This is a genomic window from Ectobacillus sp. JY-23 (assembly GCF_023022965.1).
In the GTDB taxonomy this organism is placed as follows: domain Bacteria; phylum Bacillota; class Bacilli; order Bacillales; family Bacillaceae_G; genus Ectobacillus.
The window spans coordinates 1944572-1965486 of the sequence record NZ_CP095462.1; the positions used below are offsets into that span (position 1 = coordinate 1944572).

17 protein-coding genes, 22 tRNA genes and 3 rRNA genes are annotated in these 20915 nt (G+C 44.8%); 6 read left to right on the forward strand and 36 right to left on the reverse strand.

Annotated elements, in window-relative coordinates:
* Positions 1 to 225: 225 nt before the first annotated feature.
* From MUG87_RS10040 to MUG87_RS10165, 26 genes are all read right to left on the reverse strand, one after another.
* On the reverse strand, positions 226 to 1167 hold the full coding sequence (locus tag MUG87_RS10040) for an L-lactate dehydrogenase (protein ID WP_247087406.1): 942 nt from the start codon (positions 1165 to 1167) through the stop codon (positions 226 to 228).
* Between the two features lie 253 nt (positions 1168 to 1420).
* Positions 1421 to 1492, reverse strand: a tRNA-Glu gene (locus tag MUG87_RS10045).
* A gap of 1 nt (position 1493) precedes the next feature.
* Positions 1494 to 1584, reverse strand: a tRNA-Ser gene (locus MUG87_RS10050).
* Between the two features lie 3 nt (positions 1585 to 1587).
* Positions 1588 to 1662 (reverse strand) — tRNA-Asn (locus MUG87_RS10055).
* A gap of 20 nt (positions 1663 to 1682) precedes the next feature.
* Positions 1683 to 1756 (reverse strand) — tRNA-Ile (locus MUG87_RS10060).
* Position 1757: 1 nt separating this feature from the next.
* Positions 1758 to 1831, reverse strand: a tRNA-Gly gene (locus tag MUG87_RS10065).
* Between the two features lie 8 nt (positions 1832 to 1839).
* Positions 1840 to 1912, reverse strand: a tRNA-Lys gene (locus tag MUG87_RS10070).
* A gap of 175 nt (positions 1913 to 2087) precedes the next feature.
* Positions 2088 to 2163 (reverse strand) — tRNA-Thr (locus MUG87_RS10075).
* 24 nt (positions 2164 to 2187) lie between these two features.
* Positions 2188 to 2260 (reverse strand) — tRNA-Phe (locus MUG87_RS10080).
* 4 nt (positions 2261 to 2264) lie between these two features.
* Positions 2265 to 2340: transfer RNA gene (locus MUG87_RS10085), tRNA-Asp, on the reverse strand.
* Position 2341: 1 nt separating this feature from the next.
* Positions 2342 to 2418, reverse strand: a tRNA-Met gene (locus MUG87_RS10090).
* A 33-nt stretch (positions 2419 to 2451) separates the two neighbouring features.
* Positions 2452 to 2544: transfer RNA gene (locus tag MUG87_RS10095), tRNA-Ser, on the reverse strand.
* Positions 2545 to 2558: 14 nt separating this feature from the next.
* Positions 2559 to 2635: transfer RNA gene (locus MUG87_RS10100), tRNA-Ile, on the reverse strand.
* A 5-nt stretch (positions 2636 to 2640) separates the two neighbouring features.
* Positions 2641 to 2717: transfer RNA gene (locus MUG87_RS10105), tRNA-Met, on the reverse strand.
* Positions 2718 to 2730: 13 nt separating this feature from the next.
* A tRNA-Ala gene (locus tag MUG87_RS10110) sits at positions 2731 to 2803 on the reverse strand.
* Between the two features lie 6 nt (positions 2804 to 2809).
* Positions 2810 to 2883 (reverse strand) — tRNA-Pro (locus MUG87_RS10115).
* A gap of 5 nt (positions 2884 to 2888) precedes the next feature.
* Positions 2889 to 2962: transfer RNA gene (locus MUG87_RS10120), tRNA-Arg, on the reverse strand.
* A 9-nt stretch (positions 2963 to 2971) separates the two neighbouring features.
* Positions 2972 to 3057: transfer RNA gene (locus tag MUG87_RS10125), tRNA-Leu, on the reverse strand.
* A gap of 3 nt (positions 3058 to 3060) precedes the next feature.
* A tRNA-Gly gene (locus MUG87_RS10130) sits at positions 3061 to 3132 on the reverse strand.
* 6 nt (positions 3133 to 3138) lie between these two features.
* Positions 3139 to 3222, reverse strand: a tRNA-Leu gene (locus MUG87_RS10135).
* A 12-nt stretch (positions 3223 to 3234) separates the two neighbouring features.
* Positions 3235 to 3307, reverse strand: a tRNA-His gene (locus MUG87_RS10140).
* Between the two features lie 8 nt (positions 3308 to 3315).
* Positions 3316 to 3391 (reverse strand) — tRNA-Thr (locus tag MUG87_RS10145).
* 3 nt (positions 3392 to 3394) lie between these two features.
* Positions 3395 to 3470: transfer RNA gene (locus tag MUG87_RS10150), tRNA-Val, on the reverse strand.
* Between the two features lie 3 nt (positions 3471 to 3473).
* Positions 3474 to 3589: ribosomal RNA gene (gene rrf, locus MUG87_RS10155) — 5S ribosomal RNA — on the reverse strand.
* 153 nt (positions 3590 to 3742) lie between these two features.
* A 23S ribosomal RNA gene (locus MUG87_RS10160) occupies positions 3743 to 6664 on the reverse strand.
* Between the two features lie 144 nt (positions 6665 to 6808).
* Positions 6809 to 8344 (reverse strand): 16S ribosomal RNA (locus tag MUG87_RS10165).
* Together the 16S, 23S and 5S rRNA genes with 22 tRNA genes alongside form the textbook arrangement of a ribosomal RNA operon.
* 313 nt (positions 8345 to 8657) lie before the next feature.
* Between MUG87_RS10165 and MUG87_RS10170 the strand changes: the two genes are divergently transcribed.
* Both MUG87_RS10170 and MUG87_RS10175 read left to right on the forward strand, forming a co-directional pair.
* Positions 8658 to 9338, forward strand: a complete 681-nt coding sequence (locus tag MUG87_RS10170) for an MgtC/SapB family protein (RefSeq protein ID WP_247081684.1) — start codon at positions 8658 to 8660, stop codon at positions 9336 to 9338.
* A 64-nt stretch (positions 9339 to 9402) separates the two neighbouring features.
* Positions 9403 to 10359: an ion channel gene (locus MUG87_RS10175; protein WP_247081686.1), complete on the forward strand. Its 957-nt coding sequence runs from the start codon at positions 9403 to 9405 to the stop codon at positions 10357 to 10359.
* Here MUG87_RS10175 and MUG87_RS10180 read toward each other — a convergent pair.
* The 3 genes from MUG87_RS10180 to MUG87_RS10190 all read right to left on the reverse strand — a co-directional run bounded on the left by MUG87_RS10180 (position 10349) and on the right by MUG87_RS10190 (position 13517).
* The gene (locus tag MUG87_RS10180) at positions 10349 to 10759 is read right to left on the reverse strand and encodes a YugN-like family protein (protein ID WP_247081688.1); all 411 of its coding nucleotides are present in this window, start codon (positions 10757 to 10759) and stop codon (positions 10349 to 10351) included. The two genes, MUG87_RS10175 and MUG87_RS10180, sit on opposite strands and share 11 nt — an antisense overlap.
* A gap of 84 nt (positions 10760 to 10843) precedes the next feature.
* Positions 10844 to 12193 (reverse strand): glucose-6-phosphate isomerase, encoded by a 1350-nt coding sequence (locus MUG87_RS10185; RefSeq protein WP_247081690.1) that lies wholly within the window; start codon positions 12191 to 12193, stop codon positions 10844 to 10846.
* 160 nt (positions 12194 to 12353) lie between these two features.
* Complete coding sequence (locus MUG87_RS10190) at positions 12354 to 13517, reverse strand: iron-containing alcohol dehydrogenase (protein ID WP_247081692.1); 1164 nt, start codon at positions 13515 to 13517, stop codon at positions 12354 to 12356.
* Positions 13518 to 13644: 127 nt separating this feature from the next.
* On the opposite strand from MUG87_RS10190, the gene MUG87_RS10195 reads away from it, so the two are divergent.
* The gene (locus MUG87_RS10195) at positions 13645 to 13878 is read left to right on the forward strand and encodes a DUF378 domain-containing protein (protein ID WP_247081694.1); all 234 of its coding nucleotides are present in this window, start codon (positions 13645 to 13647) and stop codon (positions 13876 to 13878) included.
* A 33-nt stretch (positions 13879 to 13911) separates the two neighbouring features.
* Here the strand turns inward: MUG87_RS10195 and yugI are convergent, their stop codons facing one another.
* The 3 genes from yugI to MUG87_RS10210 all read right to left on the reverse strand — a co-directional run bounded on the left by yugI (position 13912) and on the right by MUG87_RS10210 (position 16109).
* Positions 13912 to 14280, reverse strand: coding sequence for a S1 domain-containing post-transcriptional regulator GSP13 (gene yugI / locus MUG87_RS10200; RefSeq protein ID WP_247081704.1), 369 nt, complete (start codon positions 14278 to 14280; stop codon positions 13912 to 13914).
* Positions 14281 to 14418: 138 nt separating this feature from the next.
* Entirely contained in the window at positions 14419 to 15618 is a 1200-nt protein-coding gene (locus tag MUG87_RS10205) for an aminotransferase (protein ID WP_247081706.1), read from the reverse strand.
* Positions 15615 to 16109 carry an Lrp/AsnC family transcriptional regulator gene (locus MUG87_RS10210; RefSeq protein WP_247081708.1) on the reverse strand — a complete coding sequence of 165 codons (495 nt, stop codon included), beginning with the start codon at positions 16107 to 16109 and terminating at the stop codon, positions 15615 to 15617. The genes MUG87_RS10205 and MUG87_RS10210 overlap by 4 nt, the downstream gene beginning before the upstream one ends.
* A gap of 141 nt (positions 16110 to 16250) precedes the next feature.
* Between MUG87_RS10210 and MUG87_RS10215 the strand changes: the two genes are divergently transcribed.
* Positions 16251 to 17219 (forward strand): 2-hydroxyacid dehydrogenase, encoded by a 969-nt coding sequence (locus MUG87_RS10215; protein WP_247081710.1) that lies wholly within the window; start codon positions 16251 to 16253, stop codon positions 17217 to 17219.
* A 93-nt stretch (positions 17220 to 17312) separates the two neighbouring features.
* Positions 17313 to 18152, forward strand: coding sequence for an alpha/beta hydrolase (locus MUG87_RS10220; RefSeq protein ID WP_247081712.1), 840 nt, complete (start codon positions 17313 to 17315; stop codon positions 18150 to 18152).
* Positions 18153 to 18215: 63 nt separating this feature from the next.
* Here MUG87_RS10220 and MUG87_RS10225 read toward each other — a convergent pair whose 3' ends face one another.
* The 3 genes from MUG87_RS10225 to MUG87_RS10235 form a co-directional block, all read right to left on the reverse strand.
* Positions 18216 to 18470 (reverse strand): DUF1871 family protein, encoded by a 255-nt coding sequence (locus MUG87_RS10225; protein ID WP_247081714.1) that lies wholly within the window; start codon positions 18468 to 18470, stop codon positions 18216 to 18218.
* Between the two features lie 190 nt (positions 18471 to 18660).
* Positions 18661 to 19194: a superoxide dismutase family protein gene (locus MUG87_RS10230; protein ID WP_247081716.1), complete on the reverse strand. Its 534-nt coding sequence runs from the start codon at positions 19192 to 19194 to the stop codon at positions 18661 to 18663.
* Positions 19195 to 19561: 367 nt separating this feature from the next.
* On the reverse strand, positions 19562 to 19753 hold the full coding sequence (locus MUG87_RS10235; RefSeq protein ID WP_247081718.1) for a hypothetical protein: 192 nt from the start codon (positions 19751 to 19753) through the stop codon (positions 19562 to 19564).
* A gap of 103 nt (positions 19754 to 19856) precedes the next feature.
* Here MUG87_RS10235 and MUG87_RS10240 point away from each other — a divergent pair, with 103 nt between their 5' ends.
* Complete coding sequence (locus MUG87_RS10240) at positions 19857 to 20228, forward strand: kinase-associated lipoprotein KapB (RefSeq protein ID WP_247081720.1); 372 nt, start codon at positions 19857 to 19859, stop codon at positions 20226 to 20228.
* A gap of 41 nt (positions 20229 to 20269) precedes the next feature.
* On the opposite strand, the gene kapD is transcribed toward MUG87_RS10240, so the two are convergent.
* A complete protein-coding gene (kapD, locus tag MUG87_RS10245) occupies positions 20270 to 20878 on the reverse strand; it encodes a 3'-5' exonuclease KapD (RefSeq protein WP_247081722.1) in 609 nt (202 codons plus the stop codon).
* Positions 20879 to 20915 lie beyond the last annotated feature (37 nt).

Below are 20915 nucleotides of genomic sequence, written 5' to 3' on the forward strand. Positions count from 1 at the left end.
TTAATGATAGGTGAATTTTGTAAAGAAGAAGTAGCTGTGAGGAAAATTGTTTGTAAAAAACACTCGAGGAGCGGGTGTTTGGTTTGAGGAAAATATGTATGGAAGTTTTCTGTTGTTATTGTAGCATGTCAATTCATTCTTCTTAACCAAGAAAGTTTCTTTTTGGTAAAAATAAAGGAAGAAGGCTATCGCCTTCTCCTTCCAACAAGCCATTATACATTAAACCTACAACACCGGTGCCATCGTTTCCTTCAATACCTTCACAGAATGCTCAAATTTTCCTTGTTCTTCCTCATTCAACTCCAGCTCCATAATCTCTCGAATACCACTTCGATTAATGATGGCCGGAACACCGATATATACATTTTGCTGACCGTATTCTCCTTCAAGATACGCAGACACTGTCAAAATACAGTTTTCATTATTTAAAATTGCTTTTGTTACGCGAGCGAGAGACATCCCAATCCCATAGTATGTGGAGCCTTTACGATTAATAATATGATACGCTGCATCGCGCACATTTACGAAAATATCATCCAATTCGTCCTGTCTGTAGTCTGGGTCTTCTAAAAACTTTTCTAATTTACGTACACCAATGGAAGCATGGCTCCATACCGGTAGCTCTGTATCGCCATGTTCACCGATAATATAGGCATGCACGTTTCGAGCGTCTACCTCAAAGTATTCACTCAGCATATAGCGGAAGCGCGCTGTATCTAAAGTTGTACCAGAACCGATAACACGCTCTTTCGGCAGACCAGATTCCTTCCAGGTTACGTATGTTAAAATGTCAACAGGGTTTGTCGCGACTAAAAAGATGCCGTCAAAGCCGCTGTCCATGACGCCGCGTACAATTTGCTTAAAGATTTTTGTGTTTTTTTCAACGAGATCTAATCGAGTTTCACCTGGTTTTTGTGGAAGACCTGCGGTAATAACGACAAGGTCTGCGTCTTTACAATCTGCATAGCTACCGTCCCAAATTTTTGTTGGAGACGGGGCGAATGGAATACCGTGCTTTAAGTCCATCGCTTCCCCTTCAGCTTTTGCTTCGTTGACATCCACTAACACCAATTCTTCGGCAATGCCTTGGTTTAACATCGCATACGCATAGCTGCAGCCTACTGCTCCTGTACCAATTAACACTACACGATTAATGTTTTCTCTCATTGTCACTCGCTCTCCTTTGTTCGGTGCGTATTTGTATTAAGTATATGTGCATCATTGCTGTTTACATTTATATTGTAGCACGTTAAGTTTGTGAATCAATTCACATATATGATTAATTTGTGAACTTTTTCACATAAGATTATAGAAAGAAAGGTTTTATAAACAATGAGGGTTGTAAAAGGTTAATCTCCTCATCCATCTAAAAATATAAAACAAAAAACGCCAGCGACTCTATTCGCTGACGTTTTCAGTATGACCCGTACGGGATTCGAACCCGTGTTACCGCCGTGAAAGGGCGGTGTCTTAACCACTTGACCAACGGGCCGTGGCAGAGAAGAAGGGATTCGAACCCTCGCACCGCTATCGCGATCTACTCCCTTAGCAGGGGAGCCCCTTGAGCCACTTGGGTACTTCTCTATATGGCTCCGCAAGTAGGATTCGAACCTACGACCTATCGGTTAACAGCCGATTGCTCTACCGCTGAGCTATTGCGGAATAATCAATTATATTAAAAATGGGCCTAAATGGACTCGAACCATCGACCTCACGCTTATCAGGCGTGCGCTCTAACCAGCTGAGCTATAGGCCCTTGGAGCGGGTGATGAGAATCGAACTCACGACCAGAGCTTGGAAGGCTCTTGTTTTACCACTAAACTACACCCGCATGAAATGTGAGCCATGAAGGACTCGAACCTTCGACCCTCTGATTAAAAGTCAGATGCTCTACCGACTGAGCTAATGGCTCATAACAATAAAAGAATTTATACAAGGGTTATACCTTTGTATATGACGTCCTCATCTCAGTAAGCTTATTCAAGTCGCAGCTCGATGAGTACGCTGTAGTCTATGCTACGAAGCTTATTCGATCGTGCTCTACCGACTGAGCTAATGGCTAACGATGATGTTGCTTTATAAACAAATGGTGCCGGCTAGAGGACTTGAACCCCCAACCTACTGATTACAAGTCAGTTGCTCTGCCAATTGAGCTAAGCCGGCATCAAATCTTTATAAAATAAGAAGTGGCTCGGGACGGAATCGAACCGCCGACACGAGGATTTTCAGTCCTCTGCTCTACCGACTGAGCTACCGAGCCAAAATGGCGGTCCCGACCGGGATCGAACCGGCGATCTCCTGCGTGACAGGCAGGCATGTTAACCGCTACACCACGGGACCTTGGTTGCGGGGACAGGATTTGAACCTGCGACCTTCGGGTTATGAGCCCGACGAGCTACCGGACTGCTCCACCCCGCGACGATAATTCATTCTATTTGCTTCATAAAATAATGGCGGAGGAAGAGGGATTCGAACCCCCGCGCGGCTTTCACCGCCTGTCGGTTTTCAAGACCGATCCCTTCAGCCAGACTTGGGTATTCCTCCATGATATGAAGCTTTGGTGGACCTTGTAGGACTCGAACCTACGACCGGACGGTTATGAGCCGTCTGCTCTAACCAGCTGAGCTAAAGGTCCTTTTATGGTAGCGGCGGAGGGGATCGAACCCCCGACCTTACGGGTATGAACCGTACGCTCTAGCCAGCTGAGCTACACCGCCATCATAATAAAAGTGGAGCCTAGCGGGATCGAACCGCTGACCTCCTGCGTGCAAGGCAGGCGCTCTCCCAGCTGAGCTAAGGCCCCATGAAATCGGGAAGACAGGATTTGAACCTGCGACCCCCTGGTCCCAAACCAGGTGCTCTACCAAGCTGAGCCACTTCCCGTATAACGCGCCCGAAAGGATTCGAACCCATAACCTTCTGATCCGTAGTCAGATGCTCTATCCAATTGAGCTACGGGCGCATATTTAAGTGCCGAGGACCGGAATCGAACCGGTACGGTAGTCACCTACCGCAGGATTTTAAGTCCTGTGCGTCTGCCAGTTCCGCCACCCCGGCATAAGCGGAAGACGGGATTCGAACCCGCGACCCCAACCTTGGCAAGGTTGTATTCTACCACTGAACTACTTCCGCATATATTGGTGCGGGTGAAGGGACTCGAACCCCCACGCCAAAGGCGCCAGATCCTAAGTCTGGTGCGTCTGCCAATTCCGCCACACCCGCAATATTTAAAAGGGCGATCGATGGGAATCGAACCCACGAATGTCGGAGCCACAATCCGATGCGTTAACCACTTCGCCACGACCGCCATAAATCTGGTGCCGGCTAGAGGACTTGAACCCCCAACCTACTGATTACAAGTCAGTTGCTCTGCCAATTGAGCTAAGCCGGCATATGGTGGAGGATGACGGGATCGAACCGCCGACCCCCTGCTTGTAAGGCAGGTGCTCTCCCAGCTGAGCTAATCCTCCATTGCCTAGCGACGTCCTACTCTCACAGGGACAAGGTCCCAACTACCCTCGGCGCAAAAGAGCTTAACTTCCGTGTTCGGTATGGGAACGGGTGTGACCTCTTTGCCATCATCACTAGACTTTTTTTAGAGACAATCATTATTATAATGATTTCTCATGAGATGTCAACATGTTTTTTTAAAGAGCTACGCTCTTTTGAAGGCATGTTCCTTCAAAACTGGATAACAAGTGCATAATCTAGCTCCAGCTCGCTAAACGCTCGCTTCTGCTTTTTGGTTAAGCCCTCGATCGATTAGTATCAGTCAGCTCCACACGTCGCCGCGCTTCCACCTCTGACCTATCAACCTGATCATCTTTCAGGGATCTTACTAGCTTGACGCTATGGGAAATCTCATCTTGAGGGGGGCTTCATGCTTAGATGCTTTCAGCACTTATCCCGTCCGCACATAGCTACCCAGCGATGCCCTTGGCAGAACAACTGGTACACCAGCGGTGCGTCCATCCCGGTCCTCTCGTACTAAGGACAGCTCCTCTCAAATTTCCTGCGCCCGCGACGGATAGGGACCGAACTGTCTCACGACGTTCTGAACCCAGCTCGCGTACCGCTTTAATGGGCGAACAGCCCAACCCTTGGGACCGACTACAGCCCCAGGATGCGATGAGCCGACATCGAGGTGCCAAACCTCCCCGTCGATGTGGACTCTTGGGGGAGATAAGCCTGTTATCCCCGGGGTAGCTTTTATCCGTTGAGCGATGGCCCTTCCATGCGGAACCACCGGATCACTAAGCCCGACTTTCGTCCCTGCTCGACTTGTAGGTCTCGCAGTCAAGCTCCCTTATGCCTTTACACTCTTCGAATGATTTCCAACCATTCTGAGGGAACCTTTGGGCGCCTCCGTTACATTTTAGGAGGCGACCGCCCCAGTCAAACTGCCCACCTGACACTGTCTCCCGCCCCGATGTAGGGGCGCGGGTTAGAACTTCAATACAGCCAGGGTAGTATCCCACCGACGCCTCCACCGAAGCTGGCGCTCCGGGTTCATAGGCTCCTACCTATCCTGTACAAGCTGTACCAAAATTCAATATCAGGCTACAGTAAAGCTCCACGGGGTCTTTCCGTCCTGTCGCGGGTAACCTGCATCTTCACAGGTACTATAATTTCACCGAGTCTCTGGTTGAGACAGTGCCCAAATCGTTACACCTTTCGTGCGGGTCGGAACTTACCCGACAAGGAATTTCGCTACCTTAGGACCGTTATAGTTACGGCCGCCGTTTACTGGGGCTTCGGTTCAAAGCTTCGCTTGCGCTAACCTCTCCCCTTAACCTTCCAGCACCGGGCAGGTGTCAGCCCCTATACTTCGCCTTGCGGCTTCGCAGAGACCTGTGTTTTTGCTAAACAGTCGCTTGGGCCTTTTCACTGCGGCTCTCGCTAGAGAGCACCCCTTCTCCCGAAGTTACGGGGTCATTTTGCCGAGTTCCTTAACCAGAGTTCTCTCGCACACCTTAGGATTCTCTCCTCGCCTACCTGTGTCGGTTTGCGGTACAGGCACCTTTTACCTCGCTAGAAGCTTTTCTTGGCAGTGTGGAATCAGAGAGTTCGCCCATACGGGCTTCCCCATCACAGCTCAGCCAGCTTACGATGAGCGGATTTGCCTACTCATCAGCCTAACTGCTTAGACGCACGCGACCAGCGGTGCGCATCTCCTATCCTCCTGCGTCCCTCCATTGCTCAAACGGTAAAGAGGTGGTACAGGAATATCAACCTGTTGTCCATCGCCTACGCCTGTCGGCCTCGGCTTAGGTCCTGACTAACCCTGAGCGGACGAGCCTTCCTCAGGAAACCTTAGGCATACGGTGGATGGGATTCTCACCCATCTTTCGCTACTCATACCGGCATTCTCACTTCTAAGCGCTCCACCAGTCCTTACGGTCTGACTTCACAGCCCTTAGAACGCTCCCCTACCACTGATACCATCGGTATCAATCTGCAGCTTCGGTAGTATGTTTAGCCCCGGTACATTTTCGGCGCAGAGTCACTCGACTAGTGAGCTATTACGCACTCTTTAAATGGTGGCTGCTTCTAAGCCAACATCCTAGTTGTCTAAGCAACTCCACATCCTTTTCCACTTAACATACATTTTGGGACCTTAGCTGGCAGTCTGGGCTGTTTCCCTTTTGACCACGGATCTTATCACTCGTAGTCTGACTCCCAAGGAATAAGTCATTGGCATTCGGAGTTTGACTGAATTCGGTAACCCGAGGGGGGCCCCTAGTCCAATCAGTGCTCTACCTCCAAGACTCTCACACTTGAGGCTAGCCCTAAAGCTATTTCGGGGAGAACCAGCTATCTCCAGGTTCGATTGGAATTTCTCCGCTACCCACACCTCATCCCCGCACTTTTCAACGTGCGTGGGTTCGGGCCTCCATTCAGTGTTACCTGAACTTCACCCTGGACATGGGTAGATCACCTGGTTTCGGGTCTACGACCACGTACTATGTCGCCCTATTCAGACTCGCTTTCGCTGCGGCTCCGCCTTATCAACTTAACCTTGCACGGGATCGTAACTCGCCGGTTCATTCTACAAAAGGCACGCCATCACCCGTAAATGGGCTCTGACTACTTGTAGGCACACGGTTTCAGGATCTCTTTCACTCCCCTTCCGGGGTGCTTTTCACCTTTCCCTCACGGTACTGGTTCACTATCGGTCACTAGGGAGTATTTAGCCTTGGGAGATGGTCCTCCCGGATTCCGACGGAATTTCACGTGTTCCGCCGTACTCAGGATCCGCTCAAGAGGGAACGAAGTTTCAACTACAGGGTTGTTACCTTCTATGACAGGCCTTTCCAGACCGTTTCGTCTACCTCGTTCCTTTGTAACTCCGTATAGAGCGTCCTACAACCCCAAGAGGCAAGCCTCTTGGTTTGGGCTAATTCCGTTTCGCTCGCCGCTACTTAGGAAATCGCATTTGCTTTCTCTTCCTCCAGGTACTTAGATGTTTCAGTTCCCTGGGTCTGCCTTCCTTACCCTATGTATTCAGATAAGGATACCATTCCATTACGAATGGTGAGTTTCCTCATTCGGAGATCTCCGGATCATAGCTTACTTACAGCTCCCGAAGCATTTCGGTGTTAGTCCCGTCCTTCATCGGCTCCTAGTGCCAAGGCATCCACCGTGCGCCCTTTCTAACTTAACCATTAAAAAGTTTACACTTTTTGAATTACACTTGTATTGTTATCCAGTTTTCAAGGTACATGTTTGAGAGATAGTTCTCTCAAAACTGAACGAAGTTGTCAAAACGTATTCATACAATGAACAGCGTTCATTGATGTCTCCATAGAAAGGAGGTGATCCAGCCGCACCTTCCGATACGGCTACCTTGTTACGACTTCACCCCAATCATCTGTCCCACCTTAGGCGGCTGGCTCCTTACGGTTACCCCACCGACTTCGGGTGTTACAAACTCTCGTGGTGTGACGGGCGGTGTGTACAAGGCCCGGGAACGTATTCACCGCGGCATGCTGATCCGCGATTACTAGCGATTCCGGCTTCATGCAGGCGAGTTGCAGCCTGCAATCCGAACTGAGAACAATTTTATGGGATTCGCTCCACCTCGCGGTCTCGCAACCCTTTGTATTGTCCATTGTAGCACGTGTGTAGCCCAGGTCATAAGGGGCATGATGATTTGACGTCATCCCCACCTTCCTCCGGTTTGTCACCGGCAGTCACCTTAGAGTGCCCAACTGAATGCTGGCAACTAAGATCAAGGGTTGCGCTCGTTGCGGGACTTAACCCAACATCTCACGACACGAGCTGACGACAACCATGCACCACCTGTCACTCTGTCCCCGAAGGGAAAGCCCTATCTCTAGGGTTGTCAGAGGATGTCAAGACCTGGTAAGGTTCTTCGCGTTGCTTCGAATTAAACCACATGCTCCACCGCTTGTGCGGGCCCCCGTCAATTCCTTTGAGTTTCAGCCTTGCGGCCGTACTCCCCAGGCGGAGTGCTTAATGCGTTAACTTCAGCACTAAAGGGCGGAAACCCTCTAACACTTAGCACTCATCGTTTACGGCGTGGACTACCAGGGTATCTAATCCTGTTTGCTCCCCACGCTTTCGCGCCTCAGCGTCAGTTACAGACCAAAGAGCCGCCTTCGCCACTGGTGTTCCTCCACATCTCTACGCATTTCACCGCTACACGTGGAATTCCGCTCTTCTCTTCTGCACTCAAGTCTCCCAGTTTCCAATGACCCTCCACGGTTGAGCCGTGGGCTTTCACATCAGACTTAAAAGACCGCCTGCGCGCGCTTTACGCCCAATAATTCCGGATAACGCTCGCCACCTACGTATTACCGCGGCTGCTGGCACGTAGTTAGCCGTGGCTTTCTAATCAGGTACCGTCAAGGTACGAGCAGTTACTCTCGTACTTGTTCTTCCCTGACAACAGAGTTTTACGACCCGAAAGCCTTCATCACTCACGCGGCGTTGCTCGGTCAGGCTTTCGCCCATTGCCGAAGATTCCCTACTGCTGCCTCCCGTAGGAGTCTGGGCCGTGTCTCAGTCCCAGTGTGGCCGATCACCCTCTCAGGTCGGCTACGCATCGTCGCCTTGGTGAGCCGTTACCTCACCAACTAGCTAATGCGACGCGGGTCCATCTGTAAGTGATAGCCGAAGCCATCTTTCCATTTTGAACCATGCAGTTCAAAAACATATCCGGTATTAGCTTCGGTTTCCCGAAGTTATCCCAGTCTTACAGGCAGGTTACCCACGTGTTACTCACCCGTCCGCCGCTAACCTCCGAAGAGGTCCGCTCGACTTGCATGTATTAGGCACGCCGCCAGCGTTCATCCTGAGCCAGGATCAAACTCTCCATAAAAGTGTTTGTCTAGCTAAAATAAATGTTGACGTTTTGTACTTCGTTCAGTTTTCAAAGAACTAATCTGCCGCTCAAGGCGACTTCATCATAATATCATTTCATAAAAACAAAGTCAAATTCTTTTTTGTTTTTATTTTTTGTTCGCTCATCGGCGACGAAGATTAATATATCATGCCTTGTTTTTTGATGCAATACCTTTTTTATATTTTTTATCTTTATGGGAAATTTCTATTGGTTTCCCATATACATGGACTACAACTTCTTATTTTAATCATCTACATGGTCGCGATATGCATGAACAGGAGAGATGAATGTGGATTATCACGATGCACTTATCAAACTTGGACTATCTGCTTTATTGGGATTCATTATTGGTCTGGAACGGGAATTACGACAAAAACCTTTAGGATTAAAAACCTGCTTAGTCATCTCTATTATTAGTTGCTTGTTAACCATTGTGTCTATTCAAGCATCCTATACCTTACCAGCTCCCGATCATATTCGTACAGACCCACTTAGACTTGCAGCGCAAATTGTATCTGGTATTGGATTTTTAGGCGGCGGCGTCATCTTACGCCGCGGCAATGATAGCGTAGCTGGCTTAACCACTGCCGCTATGATTTGGGGCGCTGCCGGTATCGGCATTACAGTAGGAGCTGGCTTTTACGTAGAAGCCTTCACAGGTATGGTTTTTCTTATACTCAGCGTAGAAATTATCCCGCTAGTGATGAAAGCAATTGGTCCTAAACAACTGCGACAAAGAGAGTTAGGATTAAAACTTGTTATTGATAATATTGAAAATATCCCAAAGGTCATGGAACAAATCGAAAGTATGGAAATAAAAGTGAAGAATATGAAACTCAAAACCTTACACAACGGGGCGCACTTTTTACAAGCTAAACTGTCTGTTCATCAAAATGTACGAACTGCCGATATTTACTTTTCTGTTCAATCTATCGTCAATGTAACAGAAGCAGAGGTCGAAAGCGTATAAAAAGTTTGTACAATAACAAGTTTGGATACAATAGAGGTTAGCCCTATTTTTGGAGGGAAAGCCTTTGGATAACAATACATCCGTTTTAAATATCTTTCGCTTATCAGTACTTATTCGCATTTCAACTATATTGATTTCTACCATTATCGGATTTGGTATTATTATTCATTATATTGAACCCTCTGTTTTCCCCACTTTTTTTGATGGAATCTGGTGGGCAATTGTTACTGTATTTACAGTGGGCTACGGAGACCTTGTTCCTAAAACCTTAGCAGGAAAAACGACTGCAATTTTACTTATTTTGATTGGAACAGGATTTGGATCATACTATATGATTTCATTTGCTACAGAACTAGTTAGTCGACAATATATGAAACAGAAAGGACAAGGTGTTTGTGGGTTTCAAAATCACCTTATCCTCATTGGCTGGAATGAACGTACAAAACTCATTGTGGAACAAACAAAGAATCCGATTGTATTAGTTGATGAAACATTGTCTGTGTTGCCCAAAGATTATTCGCACCTCTTTTTTATCAAGGGCTGCCCTCACCACGATGAAACCTTGATGCGTGCAGGCATTTCTAAAGCAACAACTATTATTGTAACAGCTGACAAGGAAAAAAAAGAAAAAGAGGCAGATGCACAAACTATCTTACATGTACTAACAGCAAAAAGTTTAAACGCTCATTTATACTGCATCGCAGAAATTTTGACGACCGCACAAGTAGAGAATGCAAAACGCGCAGGCGCTGATAAAGTTATTGAGGCAAATAAGCTCATTAGCAGTACTTTCATGAAAAAAGCCCATTTAATTAAAGAAAACACCCTATCACCCCATTTGATTTGCATTCTTTCTTCACTTCCAGGTCAAGAAGGGCGTACCTTTGGGGATTTGGCCATTACTCTGCTGAAAGATGACAAACTTCTAATTGGAATTCAGCGTAATACCGAACAACTCATTAACCCAGGATTCACTTTTTTGCTACAAGAAAAAGATGCACTCATTACCGTTAAGAAGTAATGAGTGCATCTTCTAATTCACGAAGCAGGGCTTTACCGACATCAACATACTTTTCGTCCACTTTTCCATCTGGGTCCTTCGGCTCAGAAAACTGATCGAGTGATGTAAAACCTGCTGTAAACGTGTTTACATTGTCATCCAGGTTTTCTTGGTACACATGAGAAAGTAGATATGGTGTACCAATGCGCACCATCGTTCCTTTTGCATCCAATTGTCCGCTTACTGCTTCGAAAGGTAAACGTAAAAATTGATACCCCTCTTTGTCATCTATCTTGTAATCAAACGAGCCTGTTTCATAGTCCCAATTTCCGCCGATATCATATCCGAGCGGCTTTAAAATTTGCTCTAGCTTATACAATTGATAGGTTTGTCCCTCAAGTTTTGATTCTAACGCAATCATAAACGGCCCTCTTTTCTAATTTCTTTGCCGTTATCTTTCCCCAAATTCCCAAACAAAAAACGCAGGATTGCTCCTGCGCTTTGCTTATTTTAGGCGAGATTCCAATTCTGCTTTTAATTCCTCAAAGCCTGGCTTCCCTAATAATGCGAACATATTCTTTTTGTATGCTTCTACACCCGGCTGATCAAACGGATTTACACCAAGGAGGTAGCCGCTCATTGCGCAAGCTTTTTCAAAGAAGTATACAAGATAGCCGAACGTATACTCATCGAGACGCGGTACTGTCACGATTAAGTTTGGTACGCCGCCGTCTGTATGCGCTAGCAAGGTACCTTCAAATGCTTTTTTGTTCACAAAGTCAACAGTTTGACCTGCCAAGTAGTTTAATCCATCCAAATCGGATTGCTCTTCCTGCAATTCTAATGCATGACGAGGTGCTTCTACGTTAATTACTGTTTCAAATAGATCACGGCGTCCTTCTTGTACGTATTGTCCTAAAGAGTGCAAGTCTGTAGAGAAGTTTGCAGAAGAAGGATAAATTCCTTTTTGGTCTTTTCCTTCACTCTCGCCAAACAATTGCTTCCACCATTCAGCAAAATATTGCAATGCTGGCTCGTAGTTGATTAGCATTTCAATTGTTTTTCCTTTATTGTAAAGAGCATTACGAACTGCTGCATATTGATATGCTGCATTGTCTTCTAGTTCAGATGCACTGAAGTCTTCGCTCGCTTGTGCTGCACCGTTCATCATTTCTTCAATGTTCAAGCCGCTTGCCGCAATCGGTAATAAGCCTACCGCTGTTAATACAGAGAAACGTCCACCCACATCATCCGGAATGACGAATGTTTCGTAGCCTTCTTCATCTGCCAATGTTTTTAACGCACCGCGCGCGCGATCTGTCGTTGCATAAATACGGTGTTTCGCTTCTTCTTTACCATATTTCTCTTCCAGCATTTTGCGGAAAATACGGAATGCAATTGCAGGCTCTGTTGTTGTACCGGATTTAGAGATTACATTAATGGAAAAATCCTTCCCTTCTAGCACATCCATTAAATCTCTCATGTAAGTAGAGCTGATATTTTGACCAACAAAGATGATTTGCGGTGCTTTACGATCCTCTTTTGCCAACATGTTGTAGAATGAATGGTTTAGCATTTCAATTGCCGCGCGTGCCCCTAAGTAAGAACCACCGATGCCGACTACCAATAAAATATCGGAATCTCTTTGAATTTTTGCTGCACTTTTTTGAATGCGTACAAATTCTTCACGATCATAAGCTGTCGGTAGATCTACCCAGCCTAAGAAATCATTACCTGCCCCTGTTTTTTCATGAATTGCGTGATGTGATACTTTTACTGCATCACGTAAGTATGTAAGCTCATGCTCGCTGATAAATCCCAACGCTTTTGAGTAATCAAATTGAATATGCGTCATACATGTCCCTCCATTGTAAAATAAATCATTCCTACTACACTTTAACGAAACAAAAGCGCTAAATCAAGCGTACAGTAAAGTGTAAGCGTAAACACGTGTCGATAGTTTGACCAAAAAAGCATAAAGCCTTACTTTCTAGCTCCATAAAAAAAGCTGCTCCTTAAAGAGCAGCTCGGTAAATCGCCAGTACATCTTCTTTTGTCAGCTTTTTAAAGTTTCCAAACGGACCGTATACAACCGTTTTCTCCGCCATTAACTCCAATTGTGAATCATCTATGTCATAATCGCTAAGGCGTGCCGGCGCACCAATGGAAGTCCAGAACGCGCGTAGTGCCTGAATACCTGCAAGCGCCACTTCACGGTCATCCTTACCTGCGCTATCAATGTGGAATACACGCTCAGCAAACTGTTTAAAACGTGCGATATTTTCGTCCATCACATGCTCCATCCAGTGCGGAAATAAAATGGCCAGACCGCCGCCGTGCGGAATGTCATACACAGCAGACACTGCATGCTCAATATTGTGCGTAGCCCAGTCACCGCGCACACCCATGGATAAAGTGCCGTTTAATGCCATTGTACCTGCATATAAAATTGTTGCGCGATGCTCGTAGCTCTCCAGGTTATCTAACAGCTTCGGTGCTGCTTCCATTACAGTTTGCAGCAACGATTCGCAGTAACGATCCTGAAGAGGTGTGTTTGTATCTTGGTGGAAATATTGTTCAATGACATGAGACATGATATCTACAATGCCATAAATAGTTTGATTGCGCGGCACTGTAAACGTGTACGTTGGATCTAATATTGAAAATGTCGGGAAAGTAACAGGACTGCCCCAGCCATATTTCTCATTGGTTTCCCAATTCGTAATAACAGAACCTGCGTTCATCTCGGAACCTGTTGCAGCCAACGTTAATACCGTACCAAACGGAAGTGCTTCTGTCGCGAATGCCTTTTTCGTTACCAAATCCCATGCATCACCCTCGTATTTCGCGCCGGCTGCAATGGCTTTTACGCAGTCAATTACACTGCCGCCGCCAACAGCCAAGATAAAGTTAATACCCTTTTCTTTACAAAGCTCTACACCTTTTCGAACCGTCGTAATACGCGGGTTCGGCTCAACACCGCTTAATTCTGTTACTGTTATCCCTATCTCTTGCAGTACATTCATGACTTCTTCATATAGACCGTTGCGTTTAATACTACCCCCGCCATAAACGAGTAATACGTTTTTGCCGTACTTTGGTACCTCTGTTTTTAATTTCTCTAATTGTCCTTTCCCAAATATCAATTTGGTTGGGTTATAAAACGCAAAGTTTTGCATATATCTTCCTCCTTTTCATGTCTTATCTTTACCTTACCAAAAAAATCTCATTTACAAAAAATATTTGCATAAGAATTAATCAAATAACTCATCCTATACTCGAACGAACAACAAGGAGGTAACCTTCATGAGTACTTTGCAGCGAATTGCTTTAGTATTAACAGTAATCGGGGCATTGAATTGGGGACTTATTGGTTTTTTCCAATTTGACTTAGTAGCGGCAATCTTTGGCGGACAAGATGCAGCGTTAGCTCGCATCGTATACGGTCTTGTCGGATTAGCCGGATTAATAAATTTAGGACTTCTGTTTAAGCCTTCGGAAGAATTGGGTACACATCCGGAAGCACGACACGTCCGTTAAATAAAAAAGACAGGGACCATTTCCCTGTCTTTTTTATTTCGTCGCGTTTTGTCGCTGCGACTGCTCAATCCATTCGTTTAATTTCTTTCGCAGTGTGTTAAATCCATCTGAAGCTGGTTTTGGCACCTTCATTGTTGTTTGCCTTCGCATCGGTTGCTCTTCATGTGCAGCTTTTAAAGACAAACTAATCTTACCGTTTGCATAATCTGTTGACAGAACGCGAACTTCAATAACATCGCCCACTTTTAAAAAATCGCCTACATCTTTCACATATCCGTTCGTAATTTCCGATATGTGAATTAATCCTTGTGTCGTATCATCTAAGGAAACAAATGCACCGTATGCTTGAATACCGGTCACCGTTCCTGTCACAATTTCTCCACACTCATATTTTCGTGGCATAGTAACACTCCTATAACTGCACCTATTTTCCCTATTAGTAAATTATACCACGTCCGCCTATTTCATTCAAAATACATTAATTCTCTTTAGCATGTATAAATATGACATTGTATGGATATAATACTAGCACATGGCTTTCTAGTATTCCCCCCCTTTTTTAGACAAAGCGCGTTGCGTTTTGTCTTTTTTTTGTACAAAACGCGCGATACGGTTCATTGCCTCTATCAGCTGCTCCATGGACGTTGCATAAGAACAACGAATAAACCCTTCCCCGCTTTCTCCAAATACAGAGCCCGGCACAACGGCAACCTTTTCTTCTAGCAGCAACTGCTCCGCGAATTGTTCAGAAGACAAGCCAGTTGTCGTGATGGATGGAAATGCATAAAAGGCGCCTCCTGGTATATGACAGGATAATCCCATTTCATTGAATGACCCTGTAATGAAATTACGCCGTTGTCTGTAGCTTTTTTTCATTTCCTTGACATCACGTTCACCGCTGCGGAGTGCTTCAACCGCTGCGAATTGTGACATTGTCGGAGCACACATCAGTGTATATTGATGAATTTTCAGCATTGGTGTTAAGAAAAATTCAGGTGCAGCTACAATACCTAAGCGCCACCCTGTCATTGCGAAGCCTTTAGAAAAACCTGAAATTAAAATTGTGTGCTCATACATTCCTTCAATGGCAGCAAAACTTGTATAAGGCTCGTCATACACAAGCTCCGCGTAAATTTCGTCGGATAAAACAATCAAGTTATACCTTTTTACAACAGCGGCAATACGCTCTTGTTCTTCTTTACTTAACACCGTTCCTGTTGGATTATTTGGCGAGCATAAAATCATTGCTTTTGTTCGTATTGTAATCGCAGCCTCTAACTCTTCCGATTGCAGCTTAAACCCATTTTCCGGCTTGGTCGAAATTGGAACAGGTACCCCGCCCGCTAGCACAACAAGCGGCGCATAGGATACAAAACTTGGTTCAACGATAATAACCTCGTCGCCGGGATTTATAATGGTGCGGAGTGCGACATCGAGCGCTTGGCTTGCACCAACTGTGATTAACACTTGTGTATCAGGATTGTAGGTTACATCAAATCGACGCTGTAAGTATTTAGCGGTTTCACGGCGTAAGACCGGCAATCCTGCGTTGGCTGTATAAGCTGTATAGCCTTCTTCTAAAGAACGAATGCAAGCTTCACGAACCTGCCATGCCGTAACAAAATCCGGTTCGCCCACACCAAGAGAAATTACCCCCTCCATACCAGATGCCAGATCAAAAAACTTACGAATGCCGGACGGCTGCAAATTTTGTGCAGTATGTGATAGTGTAAAATTCATGGTGTCACCACAATTCGTTTATCATCATCATGATTATTATAAATAACGCCGTCATGCTTATATTTTTTTAAGATAAAATGTGTGGTGGTAGATACAACAGAGTCTAATGTTGATAATTTTTGCGCCACAAAGGAGGCTACTTCAGACATCGTTTTTCCCTCAATTACAATAGATAAGTCATACGCACCTGACATTAAATACACAGATTTGACTTCCGGATGGCGATAAATTTTTTCGGCAATTTCATCAAACCCTACCCCGCGCTTTGGTGTCACTTTTACATCAATCATTGCGGTTAGTCCTTCCTGCTCCTTTACCTTTGTCCAGTCAACCAGTGTGACATAATCTACAATGACTTGCTCCTGTTCTAATTTTCTCATCATATGCTGTACATCTTCCGCACTCGTGTCCAGCATTTTCGCTAATACATCAATAGGTAAACGACTATTTTTTTCTAAACACTCCAGTAGCTCTAACTCTTTTGCGTTCATATAATAACCCCTTTTCTCTTTTGGCATATACCACTTCACAGTATACATATATTTTTTCAATTTGAAAATTTCTGTTTTCTTATCGGGAATGAGACTTTTCCAATTGTTTATGTAAAAATAAAAGGGAAAGGGGATGGAAAAATGAAACCACATATTTACATATCAGAGGCGATACCGAAGAAGGTTGAGGAATATCTTGCCCAGCACTGTACCTACGAAAAGTGGAGAGGACCAGGAAAAATCTCTCGCGAAGAACTATTACAGCGTATTGGTGACAAAGACGGATTGCTGAATTTCGGTGCCAAAATTGACGATGAACTACTTCGTGCAGCACCACGACTACGTGCTGTTAGCAACATTTCTGTCGGCTACGATAACTTCGATCTGGCGGCTATGAAGAATCGAGGAATTATTGGTACCAACACTCCTTATGTTCTGGATGAAACGGTGGCTGACTTAATTTTCGGTCTCATGTTAACCGCAGCCCGCCGTATTTGCGAGCTTGATACCTATGTAAAAGCCGGTTATTGGCAAAAAGAAATTGGAAAAGAGCATTTCGGTCTGGATGTACACGGTGCTACACTAGGAATCATTGGCATGGGACGAATTGGAGAAGCTGTTGCGAAACGGGCACGATTTGGTTTTAATATGAATATTCTTTACCACAATCGTTCACGAAAACCGGAGACTGAACGTATATTTGACGCGCGCTACGGCTCATTAGATGAAGTGTTAACACAATCCGATTTTATTGTATTAATGACACCCCTAACAGAAGCTACCTATCACCTCATTGGGACGCGCGAATTTCAGCTAATGAAATCATCGGCTGTGTTCATTAATGCTTCACGTGGGCAAACCGTTGATGAAGCAGCATTGATTGCAGCGCTGCAAAACGGAGAAATCTACGCTGCTGGTATTGATACATTTGAACAAGAGCCTACACCTGCTGATAACCCACTGCTACGTTTGGCAAATGTAGTCACATTGCCCCATATCGGTTCAGCTACACTTAAAACAAGACGCAAAATGGCTATGACCGCAGCGGAAAATTTAGTTGCGGCGCTATCAGGTGAAACCCCACCTTATCTCGTAAATGAATTACGTTAAAAGAGATGCTTCGGCATCTCTTTCCTGCTTTTGGCGGGGATAGAAGGCTATGAAGTGGAGATGATATGAACTAAAAACAACGGAGTGATGACTATGAAAACAACAGACATTCCTTCTCACTTCACCTTCTCCATTCACAACATTACCGTTCATTACGAGCTGTACAATTACAATCCTGGCGCAGAGCAGCCAACATATGTATTGATTCATGGCTTTCTTTCTTCTACCTTTAGCTACCGACGACTCATTCCCTTATTAGCACAAAAAGGGACTGTCATTGCACTTGATTTGCCGCCGTTCGGTAAAAGCGAAAAGTCAACGCGCTTTACGTATTCATATCGCAACTTGGCTAACCTTGTCATTCAATTGATTGAGCATCTTCAGCTGAAAAAGGTGATTCTTGTTGGTCACTCCATGGGTGGACAAATTTCTTTATATGTAAGCCGCTTGCGAGAAGATTTAGTTGATAAAACCGTTCTCCTTTGCAGTTCAAGCTACTTGACTAAAGCTAACCCATCTCTGATTTACTCTTCCTATTTACCGTTCTTTTATTTGTATGTAAAAAACTGGTTGGTTCGCAAAGGCGTACTGCATAATTTATTGAATGTTGTACATGATGCAGCACTAATTGATGAGGAAATGATGGCAGGATATGCAGCCCCTTTTTATGACGATCGTATTTTTCAAGCACTTACGCGGATGATTCGCGATCGGGAAGGTGATTTGCCTTCACTAGAGCTTAAGCAGATAAAAACACCCTCTCTGTTAATTTGGGGAGAAGAGGATCGCGTTGTCCCTATTGATGTTGGACGACGACTTCATCAGGACTTGGAAAACTCGCGGTTTATTTCATACAAAAAGACAGGACACCTCCTGCCTGAAGAAAAACCGTTTGACGTATACGAAAATATTATGGAATTTGCGAGCATATGATAGACTTACTTGTAGCGTTCTATTTACACTAAAGAAGGTGAACCATTTTGGGCCACCTTCTTTTTAAAATTGACAGCGGTCTGTTTCCTTCATCGCAAGCAATTGTTTTGCAAGCTCCTTGCATTTTTTAATATCGAGCACTTCTTCAAATGACATAAAATAAATATGTTGAATCTTTGCAGCAATATAATCTGGATCATCAAATTCACTCACGACTTGCACCACATCGCTCGCTTCTGTTTCGTAAAAATCCGGACCAAACCGAAACGGATCCCACTCTTTTACATGCTGGACCATCTTTACATATGCGCTGTCCATGAAAATGCCCCCTACTCTATTTTCTTTTATATTATCATATATTATTGCAAGTAGCTTTCTTAACATAAAGCACTACTTGTAAGGACGTACAAAAATGGCTCATCAGATATCCGTGATTAATCAAATCTTAGGTATTGCCTCGCATGTAACATATCCCTCTTATATATAAAAACGTGAGGAAGCCCCACGTTTACTCTTTGTATCCCTTCACTTTTTTGGTAATTACACCACATGCCAGACGCTTTCCTGAATTTCCTGTAGGCTGCGTCATACCATCATCGGCATTTTCTGTAATAATAAGTGCTGTACCACTTTTTCGATACATCGTTTTTTTACCCTCTTTAAAAGAAATATTAGGTGCCATAACTTCAGCCTTAATTTCTCCCTGTTCGTTCGCCATCAAATTGGGGAGATCACCGTTTTCAGCACCCTTTGCGTTCAGCAAGCCGTGCTCTTTTTCATCCGGATTAAAATGGTTACCGGCTGAGGCAAAAGTTGGGGGGGTACACTCTCCTACCGCATGAACATGAAAGCCATGCGGTCCCGGCTCAAACCCTTTGGCCTTCACCTGGATTTTCACGCCACCAGGTTGCTCTAACATCGTAGCCGTCCCTACCTCATCTCCCGCCGCATTATGAAGCTTAACCTCTACCTCCTTCGGATTCCCCTGACTACATGCTGCTGTCACTACAAGAAACACACCTACAACAAACTGTTTCCACATACCATATCCTCCAACATATATTCTCCTCTTATATTGTCCCTACAAAAGAGAAACATACGAAAAAAAGCGGAAGTGGCTCGTTCAGCTCCATAGGGCTGAGGTTCTCGGCACAAAAAGGCGCTTTTTGTCTTTATGGGACGAGGTTCTCAGACCGGAGGAGCTAGCCACTGCAGCTGGACATCAGAAAAGCGGAGCTGACTGTTCAGGCACAGAATCTAAGGTTCTCAGCCCTAAAAGGCGCTTTTTGCCTTTTTGCGGCTGAGGTTCTTAGATGGCAGTGCCTAGGAGGCGCAGCTGGATCGAAAAAAAGCGGAAGTGGCTCGTTCAGCTCCATAGGGCTGAGGTTCTCGGCACAAAAAAAACCTGCTTATGCAGGTCCCCCGTCTTTCTGATTCGCATTCATTAATGTTTTTTCAAGCTCTTTAAACTTTTCTGCGTCACGCTTTGAAATCCTTTGAAACAGTCGCCATGTTAATATAGCGCCGATTAAGAAGATGACACAGATAATAAATGCTGGAATGTACTCGGTTTTATCTTCAGGAAAATATAAAAATGGCATGTCTACACCCCTTTTGGACACGTATATATCCATTATAACGCAAAAAGATAGCCTTGCCTTTACCTTTCTCCTTTTGTAGGATGAAAGAAAAGGAGGGGTTTTTGTGGAAGTTGGTACAATAGTAAAGGGTTTTTACAAAACTGGTACATATATTGGGGAAATTACTGCGGTGCGTCCGCAGCACTATCTTGTAAAAGTGCTTGCAGTTGTAAAGCACCCTACCCAAGGTGATTTACATAGTATAAAGCAAGTTGATGTACCACTGTTTCACGAGCGTCGTGCTTTAGCATACAGAGAACAAACAAATATTCCCCTTCACATGGTCAAACCATATGAAGGAGAAGTCCCTGATTATAAAGAATCATTACGCCTTGCGCTGGAGCAGCAAATGGTCGAGCTACAAGAAGAAAATTCTCCTTGGGCAAAGCGCTGCCTGGAAAACTTAGCTGTCCTACAAAAGGAGTACAAGTTATAAAAAACCAAAGGCCAAATTACCTTATAAAAGTAATTTGGCCTTTAGTTTGTGCTTACACGCTTCAGTAGCTTGCTAAAGTCTACTCGGTCTCCAATTGTAGGTGGTGCCGGCTTTACTAAATATTGCTTATCCTTTTCTACCAACTTAAAAATATTGTATGTGGTTAATGCATCGTCTAGCGCCCGGTGATGTTTGCCTGTTCCTTTTTTACCATACGATTCAATCGCTTTCCAAAGTCCTGTCTGATTTCGATCGCCGAAAAAATGCTTGTATTCTAATGACAAGTCTCGATGGGTTTGAAATGGGCATACAATGCCTGCGGCTGCACAGTTTTGCTGCAATACACGTACATCCATATTTCCCCATGTAATAAGCGTTGCACCTTCATATTGGCGCAGTGCCACCATCAATTCTAAAAATGAAATACCGCCATCAATATCTTCCTGCGACACATTCAGAAAACTTTTACAGCGTTCTGTTAAAAGAGGAAAACGCATGGGTCTTACATATGACGAAAATGTATCCTGCACATCTTCTTGTACAAACACTGCGCCAACTTCAATAATTTCTGGATAAAATCCATGCGGCTTTCGCTTGCTTTCCGGCATGGTAAACTCGAAATCCAGAAATAATAGTCGAGTTCCCTCCATTTAATCCCTCCTCTCTCTTCATTATATCATGCTGCGA

What these genes read in the sequence shown, in the direction of transcription:
- MUG87_RS10040 (WP_247087406.1), bottom strand. Translation starts at nt 1,167, where the DNA reads ATGAGAGAAAACATTAATCGTGTAGTGTTAATTGGTACAGGAGCAGTA.
- MUG87_RS10180 (WP_247081688.1), bottom strand. Translation starts at nt 10,759, where the DNA reads ATGATTGCGTTAGAATCAAAACTTGAGGGACAAACCTATCAATTGTAT.
- MUG87_RS10185 (WP_247081690.1), bottom strand. Translation starts at nt 12,193, where the DNA reads ATGACGCATATTCAATTTGATTACTCAAAAGCGTTGGGATTTATCAGC.
- MUG87_RS10190 (WP_247081692.1), bottom strand. Translation starts at nt 13,517, where the DNA reads ATGCAAAACTTTGCGTTTTATAACCCAACCAAATTGATATTTGGGAAA.
- MUG87_RS10195 (WP_247081694.1), top strand. Translation starts at nt 13,645, where the DNA reads ATGAGTACTTTGCAGCGAATTGCTTTAGTATTAACAGTAATCGGGGCA.
- yugI (WP_247081704.1), bottom strand. Translation starts at nt 14,280, where the DNA reads ATGCCACGAAAATATGAGTGTGGAGAAATTGTGACAGGAACGGTGACC.
- MUG87_RS10205 (WP_247081706.1), bottom strand. Translation starts at nt 15,618, where the DNA reads ATGAATTTTACACTATCACATACTGCACAAAATTTGCAGCCGTCCGGC.
- MUG87_RS10210 (WP_247081708.1), bottom strand. Translation starts at nt 16,109, where the DNA reads ATGAACGCAAAAGAGTTAGAGCTACTGGAGTGTTTAGAAAAAAATAGT.
- MUG87_RS10215 (WP_247081710.1), top strand. Translation starts at nt 16,251, where the DNA reads ATGAAACCACATATTTACATATCAGAGGCGATACCGAAGAAGGTTGAG.
- MUG87_RS10220 (WP_247081712.1), top strand. Translation starts at nt 17,313, where the DNA reads ATGAAAACAACAGACATTCCTTCTCACTTCACCTTCTCCATTCACAAC.
- MUG87_RS10225 (WP_247081714.1), bottom strand. Translation starts at nt 18,470, where the DNA reads ATGGACAGCGCATATGTAAAGATGGTCCAGCATGTAAAAGAGTGGGAT.
- MUG87_RS10230 (WP_247081716.1), bottom strand. Translation starts at nt 19,194, where the DNA reads ATGTGGAAACAGTTTGTTGTAGGTGTGTTTCTTGTAGTGACAGCAGCA.
- MUG87_RS10235 (WP_247081718.1), bottom strand. Translation starts at nt 19,753, where the DNA reads ATGCCATTTTTATATTTTCCTGAAGATAAAACCGAGTACATTCCAGCA.
- kapD (WP_247081722.1), bottom strand. Translation starts at nt 20,878, where the DNA reads ATGGAGGGAACTCGACTATTATTTCTGGATTTCGAGTTTACCATGCCG.